Origin of the sequence: Dokdonia sp. Dokd-P16, from assembly GCF_003095655.1 — a bacterium.
Classification (GTDB): Bacteria; Bacteroidota; Bacteroidia; order Flavobacteriales; family Flavobacteriaceae; genus Dokdonia.
This window is the reverse complement of record NZ_CP029151.1, coordinates 1,027,969-1,049,303: the sequence shown is the minus strand read 5'-3', so window position 1 is coordinate 1,049,303 and position 21,335 is coordinate 1,027,969. Positions and strand designations below refer to the sequence as shown.

11 protein-coding genes are annotated in these 21,335 nt (G+C 37.3%); 2 read left to right on the top strand and 9 right to left on the bottom strand.

The window, feature by feature from the left end; translation table 11 throughout:
* Position 1: 1 nt before the first annotated feature.
* The 9 genes from DCS32_RS04740 to DCS32_RS04700 all read right to left on the bottom strand — a co-directional run bounded on the left by DCS32_RS04740 (position 2) and on the right by DCS32_RS04700 (position 18,327).
* A complete protein-coding gene (locus DCS32_RS04740) occupies positions 2 to 607 on the bottom strand; it encodes a DUF4230 domain-containing protein (protein ID WP_108877220.1) in 606 nt (201 codons plus the stop codon).
* Between the two features lie 170 nt (positions 608 to 777).
* Complete coding sequence (locus DCS32_RS04735; RefSeq protein ID WP_108877219.1) at positions 778 to 1,347, bottom strand: pentapeptide repeat-containing protein; 570 nt, start codon at positions 1,345 to 1,347, stop codon at positions 778 to 780.
* A gap of 1 nt (position 1,348) precedes the next feature.
* Positions 1,349 to 2,242 (bottom strand): GyrI-like domain-containing protein, encoded by an 894-nt coding sequence (locus DCS32_RS04730; RefSeq protein ID WP_108877218.1) that lies wholly within the window; start codon positions 2,240 to 2,242, stop codon positions 1,349 to 1,351.
* A gap of 8 nt (positions 2,243 to 2,250) precedes the next feature.
* On the bottom strand, positions 2,251 to 3,606 hold the full coding sequence (locus tag DCS32_RS04725; protein WP_108877217.1) for a vanadium-dependent haloperoxidase: 1,356 nt from the start codon (positions 3,604 to 3,606) through the stop codon (positions 2,251 to 2,253).
* On the bottom strand, positions 3,606 to 6,845 hold the full coding sequence (locus DCS32_RS04720) for a VCBS repeat-containing protein (RefSeq protein WP_108877216.1): 3,240 nt from the start codon (positions 6,843 to 6,845) through the stop codon (positions 3,606 to 3,608). Before DCS32_RS04720 ends, DCS32_RS04725 begins: the two co-directional genes overlap by 1 nt.
* A 3-nt stretch (positions 6,846 to 6,848) precedes the next feature.
* Complete coding sequence (locus DCS32_RS04715; RefSeq protein WP_108877215.1) at positions 6,849 to 10,187, bottom strand: VCBS repeat-containing protein; 3,339 nt, start codon at positions 10,185 to 10,187, stop codon at positions 6,849 to 6,851.
* Between the two features lie 5 nt (positions 10,188 to 10,192).
* Positions 10,193 to 13,447 carry a VCBS repeat-containing protein gene (locus DCS32_RS04710; RefSeq protein ID WP_108877214.1) on the bottom strand — a complete coding sequence of 1,085 codons (3,255 nt, stop codon included), beginning with the start codon at positions 13,445 to 13,447 and terminating at the stop codon, positions 10,193 to 10,195.
* A 112-nt stretch (positions 13,448 to 13,559) separates the two neighbouring features.
* Complete coding sequence (locus DCS32_RS04705; protein WP_108879238.1) at positions 13,560 to 15,176, bottom strand: RagB/SusD family nutrient uptake outer membrane protein; 1,617 nt, start codon at positions 15,174 to 15,176, stop codon at positions 13,560 to 13,562.
* Positions 15,177 to 15,192: 16 nt separating this feature from the next.
* Positions 15,193 to 18,327 carry a SusC/RagA family TonB-linked outer membrane protein gene (locus DCS32_RS04700; RefSeq protein WP_108877213.1) on the bottom strand — a complete coding sequence of 1,045 codons (3,135 nt, stop codon included), beginning with the start codon at positions 18,325 to 18,327 and terminating at the stop codon, positions 15,193 to 15,195.
* A 324-nt stretch (positions 18,328 to 18,651) separates the two neighbouring features.
* Here DCS32_RS04700 and DCS32_RS04695 point away from each other — a divergent pair, with 324 nt between their 5' ends.
* Both DCS32_RS04695 and DCS32_RS04690 read left to right on the top strand, forming a co-directional pair.
* Entirely contained in the window at positions 18,652 to 20,094 is a 1,443-nt protein-coding gene (locus DCS32_RS04695) for an alpha-amylase family glycosyl hydrolase (RefSeq protein ID WP_108877212.1), read from the top strand.
* Entirely contained in the window at positions 20,087 to 21,328 is a 1,242-nt protein-coding gene (locus DCS32_RS04690) for an NAD(P)/FAD-dependent oxidoreductase (protein WP_108877211.1), read from the top strand. Before DCS32_RS04695 ends, DCS32_RS04690 begins: the two co-directional genes overlap by 8 nt.
* Positions 21,329 to 21,335: the final 7 nt, after the last annotated feature.

The following is a 21,335-nucleotide window of genomic DNA, read 5'->3' as shown; positions in this document are numbered from 1 at the left end:
GTTAAGGTTTAATAGGGTGTGCTTCATCTATAATATTGCCATTATATTCTAGCGTCCATTCTAGCGAACTAGTAAGGAGATAAATTTTAGACAGCTCCGAGATGAGTCTGTTTTGTGCATTTGTGTACAAGGTAGAATTTTTAATTTCCTTCTCAAGTCCTTTTTGTACGCGTGATTTTATGATATTATAATCTCGAGCATTAAACTGGTTGAGGTAGTCCTGCTGCACATCGTAATATTCTATATTAGGATTAATTTTCAACTCAGGTTCTGGGATATAGGTAATGCTTACAGTTTTTGTGACCTCATCAATTTCTGTAGTAACCTTAGAAAGATCGTAGGCAATGGTTGCTTCGGCATTTACTATCACTAGTGCCTTTTTTGTAGCAGAAAGTACATCTACATAGAACTTTTTTGAATCTTCATAGGTGAAAACTTGTGCATAGTTACCTTCTGTAACAATAAGCTTACCTACATTTTTAATTTGTTTTTCTATAAGAGCGGTATTTGCTCGCAGCTGTTCTTTCTCATTTTGAGTATGCTCGCAATAACGTAAGCCAAAGACAATAAGTAAGGTGAGTATTGCACCAAAAAGTATGTTACGCATAGTTGTGTTTTTCCATAACTAAGGTACATAAAATAAAAAGCCACACGTTAGTGTGGCCATATGAGTTTATAAATCCCCCAATTTAATCCCTCATTGATTATTGATGTAAATATAGTTTGAGGGATAGCTTTTTAGTAGGGGCATTTACCCCCTTTTCTGTATTACAAATCTCACTTAAGATTGAGTTGTAAGTGTGTTACGAGTCCTTCCAAGTTGTCTTTAGAAAATATAGCACCTTTCATATTGTTATTTGTAGTGTCAATAGTAAAGTCGATTGCCCCTATGAAATCTGCTTTAGTAAGATTTGTATTGTCAAAGATGGTTTTACTCAATGTTGATCCAGTAAATGTGGCCTGCGATAAATCTGCACTAGTAAAATCTACCTCGGTAACTTGGCAAGAAGTAAAAGATGTTCCTTTTAAAGGTAATTGTGTGAAATTTGCTAGCTGTAGTATGCTTTCGCGAAAGCGTATATCTAACATAAATGGCTGGCAAACGCTGAAATCTGCGCCTAATAACTTGCACGAATCGAATATAACTTGATTGAGAGTGGTGCCGCCAAATTTTACATTAGTAAGGTTACAATCTATGAATGTACATTCTAGAAAGCTTGTATTTGAGACATGAAGATTTTCAAAGTTACAGTCTGTAAATGTGCAATTGTCATACTCACCTTTTTTAAAGGATTGTAAGGTAAAATCTATGGATTCAAAATCTTGGTCATCAAAAAAGTTAGACATACTAGTTTATTATCGGCATGTAGATTTCTGTTTTCCAATTGCTCTCGTCTCCACCCATGTTAGGATTATTATAAAATACTTCAGTTGGCTTTGGGTCTACTCTGATGTTATTGCTTTTTGCATAATTAAGTAAGGCATACCAAGCGCGATCTGAAGTGATATAATTGCCATTATAGATAGCTTTAATAGCTTTTGTGGCCGGTCTTGATCCATACTTTATATCTTTTACTTGCGGGAGCGAGTCACGCTCAATTATAGGGAAAGCAAAGTGATATTTTATACTATCTGTCTCGCGGTTCCAGTCTGTTATTTGTACAAATGGACGGCCATCAAGTGCTATGTCATAAGATGCCATCGTGCCTTGGAGGTGGTTTATGTCACGCATCATTCCGCCTGCTTTGAGAATTTGTAACCCCTCTAAAGTTGTGTAGGCATAAAACTTTGCTGGTAACTCTTCTTCACCTATTATAGTTACTGTAATTCTGTCTAAGTGATCTTGTAGTAGTTCATTAAATTCTAAAACCGTTGCCGTCGCACTTTTCTTAAAATCTGTAGTCTTAAAAACACTATGCAAACGATTGCTTATTGAATGTGTAGGATCTGTTACGTGTACAGTAATCTCAGAAAGCGAGTCGTGTATTTTAACTATATTCCACTCATAGATATGAGTGGAGTCTTGCCTTGTGAACTCTTGTGTAAGTTGGATATTTTCCTCTCCTATTTTTACATCAGTAATTAGAGCTCGTTCGTTCCAGTTTTTTATAGATTGCTCGATGGTTCCTAGGTTTCCTTTGGCTTTTATTTTTGCAGTAAAGTCTCCTGGTTTTAAAAAGAAGTACCAGCCTGCAACTGCAATTAAGATAATAAATAATAGCGCTATAACTTTTTTCATCATTTCGAACCTTAGTTAGTTGCAACCATTGTTTCATTTTTCATCTCGAGTGTAGAGACAACAAACTGTCCTAGCTTTTTGCCTTGGTCTAGTCCTATTGCTACTGCAGCACGATAGTGTATTCCTCCATACATACGGCTCACAGCAGCTTCCTCAGCCGCGGCTTTAAAAGATGTGAAGCTACGCACCGGAAGTCCGTATGCTATTTCTGTATCATCATCAAAAGAAAAGTCATCGCCAAAAATGCTAGTCAATGTCTCAGATGCCGCACCAGATACTACAGAGTGTCCACTCACATACTCAGGAAACGGAGGCGTTTGTAATATAGGTTTCCACGAGTCGTCTATGTGATTGTTGATTAGTGTTTCTGGGCGTATCAGGTTAGATCGATATTTTTCATCCCAGCAAGAGATAAACGCATCGTTCATGGCGATAGATGTTTTTGCATAGGCATGTAATGTATTCATTACATCAAAACCTGCCTTCTTTGAAGCAATCTTTGTAATACCTATCCAGTGACCTCCAGGAGTAATCTTCTTGGTAGCAAACATTAAGTGACCACGAGTTACAGATACGTATGGATTACAATCCCAAAACTGAGCAATCGCAATCTCTTCTGAGGTGTCACCATCTTTTGTGATTTGCTTGCTTATGTCATAAACCTCTTTAAGCTCCTTATAAAAATCTGAATCTTCTTCTAGTGAGAAAGCAGGTGGTGGTACAGGCTTAAATTGGTCTGCAGATGTAAGTGTAAATGGTCTTATTTTATTCCAGTGAGGTTCTATGCCGTCCATGTATGCTGGAGGCGTAGGCTGCCAGCGAGAAGGCTCATCTGCATACACAGAAAACTTTGGCATTGTGCGCGTCTGTTTATAGTTATCACCGTCCATCCATTGTGCGATATGGCCTGCTACTTCTAGCCCATAATCTCGAGACTGTATAAAAACATCCTCATTACTCTCTTTCCATGTTGTGTATAGGCTATCTCTATATGTCTCAATTTCTTGCTCAGAAAATATGAGACGCTTGCTCATTTCCATGTGAGCAACGAGTGCTGCAAGTTCAAAGTTTATAGTCGCGTCCTTTAATGGAGTTGGAATACTTTTAAGGCCTGCTAGCTGTCCAGAAAGAGAGTTAAATTGAGTATCATTTACGGCTAGTATTTCATAAGCTGCAATATTAGGATACGCATAAATACGACTCGCAACAGGTGGTGAGAAAATGTCATGTATAATAACCTCGGTAACCTTATCTATTGCATTATGAAAGTGCTCTGGAGTAATGACAATAGGCTCATCTTTTGACGCGCAAGAAGTGATGCATGCAGTAATAAGGACAACTATAAGAAAGTGGTATGCTGTTTTCATTAATCAGGGATTTGTATGTTATAAACTTGTGCGGCTTCGTTATTGAAGGTTACGAGCAAGTATGAGATATTGTTAACGGTTATAATGTTTAAATGTCTTATGGATTTTTGTGCAAAATCTAGACCTAGTTCATATCCTAAAGTTACTTTATTTTCGGATGCTATGAGTGCCCCAGAAAATGAATCTAGCCTGCCGTGATATGGTTTTGTGCCAAAATAATTTCCTCCAGCCAGTGCTTCCTCGCGGCCATCGCCATTAAAGTCGTGAACCACGAAATCCATAATAGGCGCTACTTGCAATTCACCAGTGAAAGGTACAAAAGTAAAAATTCCTTTTTCATTTTTTAAATATCCGGAGGCTAAGGTGTTTACTTCAAATCGCTGAGCGGTATTGAGTGCTCTTTCTCCAAAAATTTGGGACACGGTATCTCCAGCAAAGTCATTATTATTTGCATATTTCTTTTTGAGAAATACAAGTTGAGCTCCTAGCTCTTGAAGATTTTGAATAGGGTAGTAGTTTCCTTCTTTTGCCGTAGTAACAACAGTTTCTGTTTGCCCATTATTATCAAAGTCTGAATAATACATTGTCATGGGAAACGCTGGAGATGCTGTAAACTTACTGTTTGTTCCCCAGTTGCCAAGAAGGTAATCCATATCACCATCATGATCCATATCAAACGGTTGTATTCTTTGCCATAAACCATTGAGCGTAGCGTCTAGTACTTCTTCTTTGTTAAGAATGCCATCTTCATTTTTGTAAAAAAGTGGCTGCATCCATTCTCCTATGACAATTAAATCTTCGGCGCCATCGTTATTTAAATCTGTCCAGACGGCATCTGTAACCATGCCTATCTTGCCTAGAGGGTTGTCTTGATCTTTGACAAACTTACCTCCATCATTCTTTAAAAGAAACGATGCAGGAACTTTTCCAAAGTCACCCGTAACGGCATAATTGCCTACAAATAAATCTTCATCTCCATCTTGATCATAGTCGCTTGCGATAATGATTGAGGTGTTAGCTCGTATGCCTGACATCTCCAAGGTTAAGGTGTCTGATACTTTTAAATAATAGTTTTCTAAAGCCTCGTTCACTTCAGAAAAATCACCTCCTGCTGTACCTATAATAATTTCATTATTTATGATAGTAGCCGCGACATCTTCAGTTTTTGAAAGAGATTTTAGTGGGGCTGAGTACGCTTTCGCGAAAGCGTTATTTCCTCCAGTATACACGGCTGAAGGTGTAAACTTAGAACTTCCAAAGTAGACGTCTTCAATACCATCACCATTTATATCACCAATTGTCGTTGCAGGACCACGGTCAGATATCTGATAAGGTATTAATTGCTGCCTGTTAAAATCTATATAGGCATCCTCCTTGTGTACATAGTCTATACCTAGATTTCCTGCTACTTTAGTAAATAGCGGCTTGCTTTTTATTTGAAGCGAACTATAGTCAAAAGCGGTTGTATTTTTTGGTGATAAGGATAATGTTTGATTTGTAGGGATATCGTATAGCACTTGCTGCTTGTTATCTGGCCAAATAATACGAAGTGAGTCTATTGAAGTATTCTTTTTAAAACCAAAGTGAACAATAGGCTCAGAGGATGCCTGAAATCCTTGTGCAGTGTATAATTCTTTATATTGTAAGGCTCCATTTTGATATGCAAAAACCTTAGTGCCTATACCTAGCGAATTATCCTTAGAATACTCAAATTTTAATTTTAGGTAGGTTGCGGTAGTATCAGTTTGGTTCACGTAGATAGTTGCCTCTTGATTGATGTTATTAACAACGACATCAAGATCTCCATCATTATCAAGATCTGCAAGCGCAGATGCGCCAGACACCGTAGGTTTTTTGTCAATCCATACTCCAGATTGGTCTGTAAATACGAGGTCTTTACTTCCTTGGTAGACATAATTATGTGAAGCACCGTTAGGCATAAGATTAAGAGCTTCGTTATCTAAAAGCCTAGTCTCGTTGAGCCTGTTTTGAATCTTACCGCTAGAAATGAAATTAATAAAATCAAGATTATTAGGGCGTTTTGGGATACCATTTGAAATAAATAAGTCTTGATTACCATCTTGATTAAAATCTGCAAAGAGAGCACTCCAACTCCAGTCTGTCACAGCAACTCCAGAGGAGAGCGCTCGTTCTTGAAATTGATACCCTGGCTGATTTATAAATAACATATTACGAGTAAACTGGTAGTGGTAACCAAAACGTTCTGTACGCAGTTTCTGTGTCTGTATATTATCATCACCTTCGGATGCCTTTAGGACGTTCTCGTCTTCTGGTAACATATCTAGCGACATGAGATCAGGAAAACCATCATGATTAATATCGGCTACGTCATTACCCATTGAAAATCTTGAGGTATGTGGGAATTGCTCTTTTAAGCTTTCGCGAAAGCGTAATCCTCCTTTATTGATATAGTAATAGTCATCCTCATGAAAATCATTACCTACGTAAATATCTGGATAACCATCCTGATTAAAATCTGCAATAGAAATACCGAGCCCATAACCATTAATACCGCCATAAATGCCCATTTCTTCACTGACATCTGTAAAGGTATTTCCGTCATTTCTAAGAAGCTTGTCTCCCGTAAATTCGTTGCGTTCTAGGCGTAAATCGGCATGTCCAAATGAGGATTCTGTATGTACCGCATGGTTGAGTATATATAAGTCGAGATCACCATCTTTATCATAATCAAGAACGGCGGCAGTGGTTCCATAATTTTGAAAAGCAAGGCCAAACTCTGCAGCACGCTCTGTAAAGGTCTTATCGCCATTATTTATAAAGAGCTCGTCGTGTCCCTGGAAATCATTTATGCCTACTACGGCACGCACATAGATATCTAACAGTCCATCTGAGTTTGCGTCAAACATTATTGCACCAGTACTCCAAGAGCTTTTGCCTTCTACGCCAGCACTAGCCGAGATATCATTAAATGTAAGGTCGCCATTATTGAGGTAGAGCTTATTTTTTACTTGGTTTCCAGAGAGATAGATGTCTGGCAACCCGTCATTGTTAATATCTCCTACAGCAGTGCCACCACCATTATAGAAGTACAAGTAGTCGAGTATATTGAGACTGTCTGTTTCTGTGAGATTGTTTGAAAAAGTGATTCCAGTACTCGTGCTTGTAGGGTTTAAAAATAATGCAGGCGCTTCTTGTGCTGGTTGATTAGTACAACCAGTGAGCAGATAACACAGAACTAATAGAACTCCCCACTTCATGAATTATTTATTTGCAGTGAAGATTCTAGGTTTTCCATCATTAATTGCTGCTACAAGAAATACATTGCCTTGAGCATCTTTAAATGACTTTAGATGTTTCATTTCTTCGCGAACAAAGAATCCGGTGTCTGTGTAATTTTGCCATTCAAAATTTGCTTTACCATCACCTAGTAACACATGAGCATATCCAGCGTCAAGTTGGGAGTACTGAGGTTTGAATTCAAAATTATTACCTCCCATTAAAATATCAAGATTACCGTCATTGTTTACATCTGTACACGTAATACCACAAACACAAGATAGTTGTACTCGGGTAGGTAATGCTTTCATGGTAAAGTTTCCATTTCCTTCGTTTATTGAAATTATTGTTTCGGCAGTGTTGACTTCTTTTACAATTGCATTAGCTAAGATATCTTCGGAAAAAAGCTCATCAATAGATCTCCTTGCATAATCTGATGCTTTCAGATTTCTTTTTTTGAGAGAAACTATTTGTGATGTAATTTCGCTCTTTTGATGTATTGGAAAGTCTTTGCCATCTTCTGAGTAGGTTGTGATTTGTTCTATCGTACCATTTCCATCAAAGTCTGTGATAAACATTTTAAGCGGGCCGTCACTTCCTGGTTTGTAATGCACATTTGTTCCATCATTACCAAGTATAAGGTCTAAGTCGCCATCATTGTCCAGATCTGCGCTTTGTATAGCATTCCACCATCCTGCATAAGATGATAGTCCAGTATCTATAAGTTTAATGGACTCGCTTGTGACTTTAAATGCGGTAGGAGTTCCCCAGTCTGAAACCGTTATTAATTCTTTGTTGTTGTCACCATCAAGATCTAACCATAGCGCGTCTGTTACCATTCCAGCAGGGTTGAGCTGCTTAGATAACACATTGTCTTTAGTGAAATTCCCTTTTCCATCATTAATTAAGATTACGTGCGGTGGGTCAATACCATAAACACCTGCGACGCTTCTACTACCAATAAATAAATCGATATCTCCATCGCCATCAATGTCGTTAGATGCAATTACAGATGCACTTTGATGTGCAGATGGTAAACTACGTGCGTCTTTAAAAGTTCCATTGCCGTTATTTATGTAAAGTCTAGAAATATAGTAAGCCTCCGCATCCACTTGACCACCTCCAGTGGATACAATAAGATCTAAAAAGCCGTCATTATTTACATCTACAAAAGTGGCTGCTGTGTCTTCAAATAATGCAGCTTTTTCAAAAGTAATTTTACTAGATGGGACAAGATTACCTTTCCCTTTATGAAGATAGAGCATGCTAGTTTGCCCTTTGGCCCCACCTATGAAGATATCGTCATTGCCATCATTATCTATATCTCCTATTGCAATTGCAGGACCTTCTTGAGAAAGTTTTTTGGCAATGAGTCCCTCAAAATCAAAGTCACTATAATTATTCTCTTTGTGAGCAATGAGTGTAGGGTTTGTAATTTCCTTAAGTAATGTAGGCTTATTCTTTTTTACAGGGATATATGTTTCAGAAGCATCTGTAATTGATAACCTAAGTGTTTGGTTTGCTTTTACATTTGTTAAGAATTGTGTTTTGTCATTAGGCCATATCACGCGAAGTGAGTCTATGGTTGTAGAGCTTCCTAGTCCTATAGTCATATCATGATCCATAGATGATTGGAATCCGCGAGAGGGTATAAGTTCTTGCAATACAGAAAGATTATTGTGGTATAGCCTTACTGTGGTGCCTACGGCAAACTTGTTTTTGTCACTTCCTTTAAAAGTGAGTTTAATATAGTTGTGATCTTTATCAACCTTCGTGTTGTTGCGGTACACAAAGGAAGGCATATTTACATTATTGACCACAATGTCTAAGTCACCATCATTATCAAGATCTGCATGGGCTGCACCATTACTCATGCTTGGTGTAGCAAGTCCCCAATCCTTAGATTTATTTTTAAACGTGATGTCTTTTTGATTGTGATACGCATAATTTGCCAGCGGTTTGATTGGCATCTTATTTATAATAGAATCTACAGGATGTGTTTTGCCATTAGCTTTACTTCTTATAAGTTCATTTGCAAAGAAGTCTACAAAGTCAAGATCTGTTAGGTCATGATTTATACCATTTGTAACATAAATATCTCTGTAACCATCATTATCCATGTCAAATACGAGTCCAGACCAACTCCAGTCTGTAGCATTCACTCCACTATGATATGCAGTTTCAGAAAATGAACCATTACCATTATTTATTTGTAATGTATTCTGTATAAACTGCTGGTAAAAATCATCACGTTGCTTGCGCTTGTAAATATTGTACCCATCAAACTCCATAACAGACTTAACACGTTGCTCATTTTCGGGCAACATATCGGTGATAAAAATATCTTGTAAACCATCGTTATTTATATCAGAAATATCAATTCCCATCGCCGACAGTGATAAGTGAGAGGTCCATTCTTTTATTTCTTCTGTAAATGTTCCATCTTGATTGTTGATGTATAAATAGTCACGCTCAAAGAAATCATTTGAGATGTAAATGTCTGGCCATAAATCTTGGTTAATATCAGTAACTACGACACCCAGTCCAAAGCCTATCAACGAACCATAAATACCTGCCTCTTCACTTACGTCTGTAAATACTCCACCATCATTACGCATTAGTAAGTCTCCTACGCCGCGTATGTCTTCATTTACATTTGCCCAATCTTGAGCGCGTTTATCACGCTGTCCTTTATTACCAAGGCTATTTACAGGTACGTTACTATTGTTAAGGATATATACATCAAGATCTCCATCTTTATCATAATCAAAAAAGGAAGCTTGGGTTGAAAATCCTGAAGTCGCTAGGTTATATTCCTTTGCTTTTTCAGTAAAGGTGAGGTCGCCATTGTTTATGTATAAATCATTATCATGACTATCTTCTTCGAGGTTTCCTGCGTTACTTACATAAATATCAAGAAGTCCATCTGCATTTACATCTGCCATTGTTACTCCTGTAGACCAAGGCTTGTTACCTTCAATTCCAGCATATGCTGAAATATCTTCAAATTTAAAATCTCCTTTATTTAAGAAGAGTTTATTCTTACCCATATTTGCCGTGAGATAAATATCGGCTAGACCGTCATTGTTGATGTCACCTATGGCAACACCACCGCCATTATAGAAGTTTCGGTATTTAAAAATGTTGAAGTCGGATTCATTTTTAATGCTATTTATAAAATTGATTCCTGTGCTGTCCGAGGACATCTCTGTAAATAATGTATCACTCTCTTTCTTTTGGCTTGTGCTAAACTGCTCATCACAAGAAAGTAATAATAGGGGAAGGACTATTAATAAAAGCCCATATTTTTGTAGTGTTTCCATAAAGTTTAATCGTCTTTTTTTATGAATAATGGGGTGTCATTATTCCTTCCTATAAGGTAATAGGTGGTTCCAGAAATAGTAATTGTTTGTATACTCCTAGAGGCTCCTAAAATATTAAATTTTGGTTGTTTTTCTATGCGGAAGAAGCCCTTTTTATCATTGATAAGGAGAACACCTTGTGACCCATCTAGTCTTCCTATTTGAGTACTTATTTCATAATCATTACCCACTAACAATACATCTTTGTATCCATCATCATTTACATCATCTACTAGGATGTCATGTACAGATGAGATTTGAGAAAGTAGTGGTAGCTCATGTGCTGTAAATCTATTGTCTCCATCATTCTCAAAATACATGGAGGCAAGTGTTGTGATAGATTTTACTTGAGCTTCTTTCAATTTGTCTTCAGGTAGTATTTCTTTAAATCTCGCTTTCGCGAAAGCGTTATAAGATAAATATTTCTTATTAAGTTGAGGTAGCTGTTTTACGAGTTCATCCTTTGTTGCAATCGTAGTTTCTTCTCCTTGATAATAATATGTTACAATAGGGTCTAAGCTTCCATTACTATCAAAGTCCTGAATATAAAACTGTAACGGTTGATTTGCAGAAGCAGTAAGCCTTGAATTAAGTCCCCAGTTCCCAGCAATGATATCTAAATCTCCATCATTATCAAAATCTGCTACTTTCAATGAATTGAACCACCCTGTAGACGCTTCTAATCCATTATTATCTTGTTTTGTAAGCTTAGTTCCATCATTAAGAAAAATTACAGGAGACATCCAGTGACCTATAACCACGGCATCCTCATATCCATTATTATCTATATCTATCCATTGAATATCTCGCACGTTTCCTATACGCTGAAAAGAAGTGCTGTATTGTGCAGTTACATCCTTAAAAACACCTTTTCCATTATTCTCAAGAATATATTGGAGTGGAGTTGTGCCAAATTGTTGAGGAACCACATCACTCGTTATAGATATATCAAGATCTCCATCATTATCGATATCTATGGTTTTTACGGTAGACGCATTTACTGCTATATCTGAAAATGCAGCTTCATCATAGGTGAATGATGTTCCATTGTTAATATATAACCGCGGGTGAAGGGGTTTACCAGATTTTATTTCATTTCCACCGCTTACCATAATTAAGTCGTTGAAAGAATCACCATTTACATCTGCAATGACAGCATTAATGTCCTCATGTATTTGATGCTCCTTGCTCTTAGGAAGTTTTAGTTCTCTAAAGGTACCTGAAGGTTTTTGAATATAAGTAGTGGATTGTTGCTTTTTTGAACCCAGAGCGATTATATCATCAAGTCCATCGTTATTTAAATCTCCTGTTGCAATAGCTTTACCTAGATTAGTAGATGCATAAGGCACAAGTGGATTTCTGCTGAATTCTAGTGTTGCGTTATCTTGATGTTTAAATGGGATAAGGCTATCCGTTTTTTGTTCTTTTATATGCTCTCTTTTTGTAAAAGGAACCTTAGAAGATGCAATAGAAGAAAGTGTGATTAGTTGATCTGCTTTTATATTTTGTAAAGTTTGTAGTTTACCGTCCGGCCATATAACAGTGAGCGAATCGATACTCTTGTGTTCTCCTAAACCAATTGATAACTCGGGCGCAATAGAAGACAAGTAGCCTCTCGTAGTATAGTTTTCAAAATATTGATAGTCTGTTGAGGTGTATGCATGAACTTTTGCTCCTATACCCAAGGTATTTTGTGGAGATCCTTTAAAACGAATTTTTAGATAATGCACACTATCTTTTAATTGTTGGGTTCTGTTTTCTAGGAGATACGCTTGTTCATTTACGTTATTTACGATGAGATCTAGATCGCCATCGTTATCTAAATCTGCATAACTACTTCCGTTACTAAAGGAGGTAGTACTCTTTATCCACGACTTTGAGGTGTTCCTAAATGTGCCATCACCATTATTTGAGAAGAAATAATTGGACGTTTTCTTTTGTGGAATTTCTTCTAATAGCGGAAGCTCTTTATCAGTCATGCGACTGCCTATTCTTTTTTGAATATTTTCATTTGATATAAAATTTATAAAATCCATATCATTTGTTGCACCCACAATACCATTGGTGATATAGATGTCTTTATCACCATCGTTATCAAAATCTGCTAGTAGGGGAGACCAGCTCCATTCTGTACTTGAAATACCACTTAGAAAAGCAGTTTCAGAAAATTGTTCTTTCCCTTGATTAATATGCAAGGTGTTTTGCATAAATTGAGGTTGATATCCTTGACGTAACTGATTTTGGAAAATAGGGAAATTAAATTCCGTTCCAGATGATTTTAAAGTTTTTAGATCTTCTGGTAGCATATCTACAGATAGAATATCGGTAAGACCATCATTATTGACATCTGCAATATCATTACCCATAGAAAAATGGCTAGTGTGTCCTAGTTTCCCTTCTCTAGTGTTTACCTCCTTAAATGTTCCATCCGTCTGATTTATGTATAGATAGTCGTCTTCAAAGAAATCATTACCTATATAAATGTCAGGATAACCATCATTGTTTATGTCGCTTATGGCAAGTCCCAGTCCGTAACCTATTCTAGATGAAAATATATTCGCTTTCGCGGAAACGTCTATAAAAACACCATCTCGATTCTCTAATAGTTTGTCGCCATTAATACTATCTATTTTTGTACGCTGACTTCCACGTCCAAAATATGCATTGGGATATAACGAATGCCCCATAATATAGGCGTCGAGATCACCATCATTATCATAATCAAAAAATGCAGATTGGGTAAATAATCCAGATAGATTTAATTGGTATTTTTTTGATTCCTCTTTAAAGGTAAGTTGGCCATTTTTGAGACCTTGATTAACATAAAGAAGATTATGTCCTTCAAGCTTGAGGTGACCAGCTACTTTGGATATATAGATATCTAATAAGCCATCGTTGTTTATGTCTACGGTAGTTACACCTGTGGTCCAGCCAGTATCATTAGAGATGCTAGCTTGTGCTGTAATATCTTTGAAAGTGAGATTAGCTTGATTGTGATATAGCTTATCAGGTCCTTGATTTGAAGTAAAGTAAATATCTATTAATCCATCATTATCAAAATCTCCAGTGGCTACACCTGCTCCGTTATTATAGTAGAGGTAGTTTAAGATATTTAAATCTGAGTCAGGAGATAAGTCATTTATGAATGTGATTCCTGAATCTGTTTTAAGTGTAAATCTTGCATCTGTTTTTTTGTTCTTACATGAAAATATGAAGAACATTAAAGCTATGAATGTAAAAACCTGTTTCAAGATGATGTACGTCTAAGTTGTATATATAAAAAGAGGGCTAGATATTATCTAACCCTCTTTTAAGCTAATTAAATTACCAAGTTTAGTAGCCTGGATTTTGAGTAAGATTAGGGTTTAATGTTACCTGACTTGCTGGAATAGGGAAGAGGTTTCTAGTCTCATCTCCTACAGCTCCAGGAGCTTTAAGTTCCCAGTCTGCAGTAAATTGTCCAAATCTAATTAAGTCATTACGTCTCCATAATTCTGCATATAATTCGCGTCCTCTCTCGTCTATAAGTTCTTGAGCTCCTACAGAGCCAAGTGGAGTAGCTCCTCTTAATACACGAAGTTCATTTACTAATGGTGTAGCATCTCCTCCAGATCGGAAAAGTGCTTCTGCCTTCATAAGGTGTGCATCTGCATATCTAAAGAAAATCTCGTGAGTATTGAAAGATCCATAACGAGCAGCATACTTCTGTAAACGTATACCTGTGGTTTCATCATTATTGATAAGACTTGAGTTACCATCTCCATCCTGGAAATCTCTTTTAAAAGTTAAAGGAGCTCCAGCTCTATCCTCAAGTGGTGTTCCATCTGCACCGTATTGTTGTCCTATTAAGAATCCAAGACCAATATGTGAAGCATCTGCAATACCATCTCCGTTATTGTCAGTACATCCATCACATGCTCCAATAGGCTCACCAGATGTAGGTACTACACCTCTGCGTTCCTCTTGACCGCTTCCTTCTTCATTAATTTCTGGATCTCCTTCAAAAAGGTCGTAATAAGAAGATAAAGTAGCAAATCCATTCCACCCACCACCGGTGTTGTCACGCTCACTAGTTTGCGCGTAGTGAAGTCCATTCCATATTCTGTTACTTACACCAGCTCCTAAGAACCAGATAGTCTCATTATCTCCAGAATCACGGAAGAGATCAAAATAACCTTCTTGTAAGTCGTAACCTTCTCCGTTAATTTGATCTACAAGAGATATTACTTGATTCATGTCTGCACTTGCAGCTTCAGTATCTAAATAAATGTGCTTATTAAGGAGTACTTTAGCTAGTAAATACCTTGCAGCAGCCTTATTTGGCCTATTGTTATTTGTCATTGGAGCGCCAGCAGGAAGTTGTTCAATTGCTTGATTTAAATCAGAGACAATTTGATCAACTGCTTCAGCACCTCTTAGTACGATAGGGTCTTCAAATAAAGAAAGTTCAGGATCACGCACAGGTACTTGACCCCAGTTATCAAGAACAAACCACATTCCTAGCGCTCTTAAGAAGTATGCATTTGCACGGTCCTCTGCTGTAGCGTTAACAGATAAGTCAGAAAGAACCTGGGCAGCTTGAAAGTGCGTCGTGTTCCATTGTAAAAAGGCCGTTTGAATAAATTGGTGTGTAGTTAGCCAGTTATGTTGGTGTAATTGTCTCCAGATACCATTATCTCCCCAGTCAGAACCTCTTGTCGGGATAATCGCCGCATCGGTTGTCACTTCTTGAAGTGCAAAGATGTTTGCTTGATCTCCTATTTGCCCATTGAGAGTATTAAACATATTATCTAAAAAAGATGTAGGTTCAAGTACTCCGTTAAAACTTTCTCCAGTAATTACCGAATCTGTGCTTTCGATTTCTAGATCAGTACACGATGTAGCCAGCGCTCCGATCATAAATGCTCCCGCTATGAAGCGGGTTGCATTTAGTTTAATGTTTCGTTTCATAATTTTTCTTTTTTTATTAAAATCTAGCATTTACACCAAGTGTAAAAGTACGAGCTCTTGGATATGGAGCATAATCGATTCCTGCTGTTGGAATAGAAGATGCATTGAGTGATCCAGTATTAGAACTGATTTCTGGATCAAGACCACTGTATCCTGTAATCAAGAAGAGATTCTGACCTGTGAAAGACAAACGTAGAGAATCAAACATTCCATCTCCACTCAAAGGCCAGTTATAACCTAGTGAAGCAGACTGTAGTCTTACAAAATCTCCTTTTTCAAGAAAACGCGTAGAAACAGCTACAGATGAGTTAGGATTTTCTAAACTATTTGCGGCGTCTTGTGTTACGTTTCTTCCAATAATTAGGGCAGATTTAGTAAAGAATGCATTATCTGTTGCATTGTACACTGAGAATCCAAACTGTCCATTGAAGTAAGTGCTTAGATCAAAGTTTTTGTAACGAGCACTAAGTGATAAACCTGAAGTAACTTTAGGTACGGCATTTTCTCCTACAAAAAACTTATCTGCATCTGGGTCTCCTATACCATCACCATCAAAATCTAAGTAAGTAGGATCGCCATTCTCATCAAAACCAGTAAATTCTGCCATATAGAAAGAGAATAGTGGCTGTCCTGCTTGTAGCTGTTGAGCAAAAGCACCGGTCAGACCGTTACCACGTATAGCTCCAGTTTGAATGATACGTTGAGTATCTTGAACTTCATTTTTGTTATATGCAATATTAAATGATGCATCAAATCCAAAGTCCTCAGTATCTATAAAGGCATAGTTTAAAGCAAATTCAACCCCTTGATTTAAAACAGTTCCATCACTTAAATTACCAAAGGCTGTCTGTACGTTTGATGGTGCGGCTGTTTCAGCAAGTAATAAGAGATCATTAGTTTCTTTGCGATATAGGTTAAAAGAACCGTTAAGACGATCATCATTAAAACCAAAGTCAAGTCCAATGTTGAAGTCTGTGGTTTCTTCCCACTTTAAACCTGCATTCACATCTCCCACAGGAGAAGTTCCAGGTATATTATCACCGCCGCCTATAATATTGAGTCCATTATCAATTGCAGTAAAGTTAGCTTGAGTTCTAGTAGTAAATTGACCATAACCTAATCCTTCTTGAGAACCTACAATACCAGCTCCAAGACGTAATTTTAGTGTAGAAATATTATCTCCTATAAAATCTTCTTGATCTAGCTTCCAAGCGAAAGCTCCAGAAGGGAAGTATCCATAACGCTCTTCCTCACCAAAAGTAGATGACCCATCTGCTCTAAAAGTGGCAGTTACTAAGAACTTCTCGTTGAAAGTTAAATTAGCTCTTGTGAAGAAGGATTGTAATTCGTCTGTATTGTTATAGCGTCCTGCTATATATGCAGGTAGTATACGGTTAAAACCTTCAGGAATTGTAAGTCCTGTTTGTATTTCAGGAAGGAGTGTTGTAACAAAGCTTCCGTCGTTTCCATATCCAAATACTTGAGCATTGCTTGGAACTACACTATTTAAAATATTGTATTGATCAATGAGTTGACTTCTCATTGCTCCTAAATCAGTAGTGTTGAACCCAGCTCCATTAGAGAAAACACCATCTCTTTGAAATTCTTGGTAAGAAAATCCTCCTAAAAGGTCAAGAGTTACATTGCCAAAATCTTTCTTATAATTAAGTGTAGCTTCAAGAAGTTTGTTTTCATTATTATTAATGTTGTAATCTCCTCGCCCTATATTACTAAGTCCTTCTGCGTTTAATATTGAAGAAGCAACTACACCGGTTGTATTTGATTCTGTCTTATCATAACCTACAGTAACCTTAGCACTAAACTCTTCTGTGAAATTATAATCTAGAGACAAGTTAGCAAGTATACGATCACTTTCAGAAAGCCCTTGAAAACTGTTTAGATAGTTTACAGGGCTGAAAAAACCAGGTGTTTGTAAAAAGAATTCTTCATCTAATGGGAATGTTGGATTTGCAGATATTGATGCTCCTATTATATCACCTCTAGATCCTGCACCGCCATTTAATGGAGCAGTCTCTCTATTAATGCGAGATATACTACCAGTACCCGTTACTGTAAGTTTGTTATCAAAAAACTTTTGTGAAAAGTTAAGTCTGCCAGAAATTCTTTCTAATGATGTATTTTCTACAACACCATTATTATTTCCATACCCAAAAGATGCACGTACGTTACCGCCAGTGTAGCTTTTAGAATAGCTCAAATCTGTCTGTCTTGAGAAAGAATTGCGTAGGTAAACATCTTGCCAATCTGTATCTGCATTACCTATAATTGGAGTGTTTGGAAGATCTGCGATTGCCTCAAGATATTCTGCTCTGTTAAGTAGGTCATATCGTTGTGCAGCGTTAGAAGAACTTACAGATGAGTTGATTTCCCAAACACCTTTAGAAGCTCCTCGACCACCTTTTGTTTGAACGATAATAACTCCATTAGCTCCACGTGAACCGTAAATCGCAGTTGCAGATGCATCCTTTAGTATAGAGATGCTCTCAATATCATTTGGGTTGATAAAGCTTAGCGGATTTCCACCACCAGCTTGAGCAATACCTCCAGTAGTTACACCAGGTGCTCCACCTCCAGCTAGAGGCACACCATCTACTACAAATAATGGATCGTTTCCAGAACGTATAGAGTTATTACCACGTATACGTATTGCAACACCAGCACCAGGCTCTCCAGAAGATTCTGATATTTGAACACCAGCAGTTTTACCTTGTATAAGTTGTTCTGGTGTTTGAATTACACCTTGGTTAAAGTCTTCAGCACCTACATTATCTACAGCTCCCGTAGCATCTTTTATAGTTGTTGATCCGTAACCGATAAGTACCACTTCATCAAGTGCATTATCTGAAGCAAGAGCAATATTAATTGTGCTTCTTCCACCTACAGCTACTTCTTGAGTAGCATAACCTACGTAACTAAAAACGAGTGTTGCATCGTTTGGTACGTTGTTAAGACTGTAGTTTCCATCAAAATCGGTAGTTGCACCGTTAGATGTACCCTTTACAATAACATTTGCTCCCGGTAATGGGCCGTTTTCCTCAGTAACCGTTCCGGTCACCGTCTGGGCTTGGGCAATTCCTACAAAGAGAATTGCAACAAACAAGAGCATACTTTTAAGTATTACTTTCTTCATAAGAATCTTGTTTAAAATTAGTTTGCTTAGTTTATTTGAGTGTTTGTACACGTTCTAAGGGTTAAAAATATGCAAATTTTATGTTAAGATAGTGTGTGACCCCCCATAAAGTTACGAAAACGATTTCGTGTGAACAAACTCTTTTTGGTGAGAATACCGCAATATTTAATGACTTTGATTGTTGTATTGTGATTTAACTAGGGCTAGTTTTTTTATATAATTACTCGATTTTGCTTTATGTCATGTTTTGGTGTACGAGTGGTACAATTTATTAACTTTGGTTAGATTACATAATTGTACTTCCTCTGCCTGAAATTTAAACTCATGAAAAAACATTTTTTAAGTCTTGTTGTTCTTGTAACAATACTATGTTCTTGTGAATTCAATACTTCAAATGAAACTCCAGCTTTCGCGAAAGCGTTATCAAACACATCTTTTCAGTTTGATGAAACTATGGAAGAGTCTGGAGTTATTTATGAAGTAAATATAAGGCAGTATTCTCCGGAAGGCACCTTTGCATCTTTTACAAAAGATATACCTTTTTTAAAGGAATTTGGGGTTAAGATACTCTGGGTGATGCCTATTTTTACAATATCTGAAACTAATAGAAAAGGGAACCTAGGAAGTTATTATGCAGTCTCAGATTTTAGAGAAGTAAATCCTGAATTTGGAACTTTACAAGATGTGGATGATATGATTGAGATTGCTCATGAGCATGGAATAGCAGTTGTGCTTGACTGGGTGCCTAATCATACGGGATGGAATCACACGTGGATTACAAAACATCCAGAATGGTATACACAAAATGATAAAGGAGAGATTGTAGATCCTATAGATCCAGTAACGGGTAAATCGTGGGGATGGACAGATGTTGCAGATCTTAATTATGATAATCAAGCGATGCGCGATGAGATGATAGCAGATTTATCGTACTGGGTAAAGGAGCATAATGTTGATGGTTTTAGAATGGATGTTGCTCATAAAGTGCCAGTGCCATTCTTTAAGAGAGCGATAGATTCTCTTGAAAAAATAAAGTCACCGCTCTTTATGCTAGCAGAGGCAGAGCAAGTAGATTTAATGGCAAATGGGTTTGATATGCACTACGCTTGGCAGATGCATCATTTGCTAAATAAAATGGCCAAAGAAGAAAAAAGTGTAGAGGATTTTTGGACCCTACTCGCGCAGTATGATCAAACGCTAGCTCAAGATGATATGAATATGTACTTTGTTACAAACCACGACGAAAATAGCTGGGCCGGAACGCTAGGTGAGCGCATGCCAGATAATAAAGAACTTTTTACCACACTTACATACCTGATGCCTGGCATGCCGCTCATATATAGTGGGCAAGAATATGACTTGGATAAACGTTTAGCCTTTTTCGAAAAAGATAGTATTCCTAAGGAGCGAGGAGATTATTTTAAACTCTTAGCAACACTAGGGAATCTTAAAAACAACAATAGCGCACTGCATGGAGGTAAAGAAAAAGCTTCACTCATTAAGATTGACGTAAATCATCCAACTATAATGAGTTTTGGAAGAGAAAAGGAAGCAGAGCAATTAGTATTCATTGGTAATTTCTCAAGAAAGACTGTAAAAACTACCTACCCATATAGCGGTACATTTACAAATGCTGTAAGCGGTGAAGAGGTAATAGTAAATTCAAATAATGAATTTGCACTTGAGCCTTGGGAGTTTTATATCTTAAAGCCTGTGAATACACTTATCTTTGACACTCGTATTGTACCAGATATCGCAGATGAATAAATTTGATATACTTATAGTAGGTGGAGGAGCAGCTGGTTTTTTTACCGCTATCAATATAGCCGAGAAGAGACCATCGCTCAAAATTGCCATTTTAGAACGAGGTAAGGATGTGCTTACTAAAGTAAAAATCTCTGGAGGTGGGCGTTGTAATGTTACTCACGCCGAGTTTATACCTAAAGAACTTTCAAAAAAATATCCTAGAGGACAGAAAGAATTATTAGGGCCTTTCCACACTTTTATGACTGGAGATACTATCGCTTGGTTTGAAGAGCGAGGTGTCGAACTTAAAATTGAGGAAGATGGGAGAATGTTCCCCATCACAGATTCTTCATCTACCATTGTAGATTGTTTTTTAAAAGAGGCTCATAAGCACAATATTGAAGTGCTTTCTAACCACTCTGTGCAAGATGTTGGTTTTGATTCCGCTTTCGCGAAAGCGAGAATTTCAAATGAAGATCCGTTTTATGTAAAGACGAGTAAGGGAGATTTTATTTGTAATCACCTCGTGATGACTACCGGAAGCAATCCTAAGATGTGGTCTTTATTGCAAAAGCTAGGTCACTCTATCACAGATGCAGTACCCTCACTTTTTACATTTAATATTAAAGATGAAAAGATAGATGGCCTTATGGGTCTGGCAACTAATGTCACCGTAAAGGTGCTAGGAACCAAACAAAAATCTGAAGGGCCTTTACTTATTACCCACTGGGGAATGAGCGGTCCAGCTATTTTAAAACTCTCTGCATGGGGAGCAAGAGAACTTGCCGATTTGAAATATCAGTTTGAGATTCAAGTAAATTGGCTCCAGTTTCTCACACAAGAAGATGCTTTAGATGAGCTTTTAGAGCTCAAGTTGCAACACGCAAAACAGTCTCCGTTTACCTATGCACAACTTGAGTTGCCTAAGCGTTTATGGCATAATTTATTAATCGCCTCAGGGATTCAGCAGGCTACCAAATGGGCCGAACTGACGAAGACGCAATTGCAGTCATTAAGTCGTGAGCTCACGCAATCCCGTTTTCGCGTAAGCGGTAAAAGTACGTTTAAAGAAGAGTTTGTAACTGCGGGAGGTGTTAACTTAAAGGAGGTGAATTTTAAAACCTTTGAAAGTAAAAAAGTGCCAAATCTTTATCTAGCAGGAGAGGTACTCAATATAGATGCAATTACAGGTGGTTTTAATTTTCAAAATGCATGGACGGGTGGTTATCTCATTGCTCAGGCTATAGAATCTTAAAATAAGT

What these genes read in the sequence shown, in the direction of transcription:
- DCS32_RS04740 (WP_108877220.1), bottom strand. Translation starts at nt 607, where the DNA reads ATGCGTAACATACTTTTTGGTGCAATACTCACCTTACTTATTGTCTTT.
- DCS32_RS04735 (WP_108877219.1), bottom strand. Translation starts at nt 1,347, where the DNA reads ATGTCTAACTTTTTTGATGACCAAGATTTTGAATCCATAGATTTTACC.
- DCS32_RS04730 (WP_108877218.1), bottom strand. Translation starts at nt 2,242, where the DNA reads ATGATGAAAAAAGTTATAGCGCTATTATTTATTATCTTAATTGCAGTT.
- DCS32_RS04725 (WP_108877217.1), bottom strand. Translation starts at nt 3,606, where the DNA reads ATGAAAACAGCATACCACTTTCTTATAGTTGTCCTTATTACTGCATGC.
- DCS32_RS04720 (WP_108877216.1), bottom strand. Translation starts at nt 6,845, where the DNA reads ATGAAGTGGGGAGTTCTATTAGTTCTGTGTTATCTGCTCACTGGTTGT.
- DCS32_RS04715 (WP_108877215.1), bottom strand. Translation starts at nt 10,187, where the DNA reads ATGGAAACACTACAAAAATATGGGCTTTTATTAATAGTCCTTCCCCTA.
- DCS32_RS04710 (WP_108877214.1), bottom strand. Translation starts at nt 13,447, where the DNA reads ATGTTCTTCATATTTTCATGTAAGAACAAAAAAACAGATGCAAGATTT.
- DCS32_RS04705 (WP_108879238.1), bottom strand. Translation starts at nt 15,176, where the DNA reads ATGAAACGAAACATTAAACTAAATGCAACCCGCTTCATAGCGGGAGCA.
- DCS32_RS04700 (WP_108877213.1), bottom strand. Translation starts at nt 18,327, where the DNA reads ATGAAGAAAGTAATACTTAAAAGTATGCTCTTGTTTGTTGCAATTCTC.
- DCS32_RS04695 (WP_108877212.1), top strand. Translation starts at nt 18,652, where the DNA reads ATGAAAAAACATTTTTTAAGTCTTGTTGTTCTTGTAACAATACTATGT.
- DCS32_RS04690 (WP_108877211.1), top strand. Translation starts at nt 20,087, where the DNA reads ATGAATAAATTTGATATACTTATAGTAGGTGGAGGAGCAGCTGGTTTT.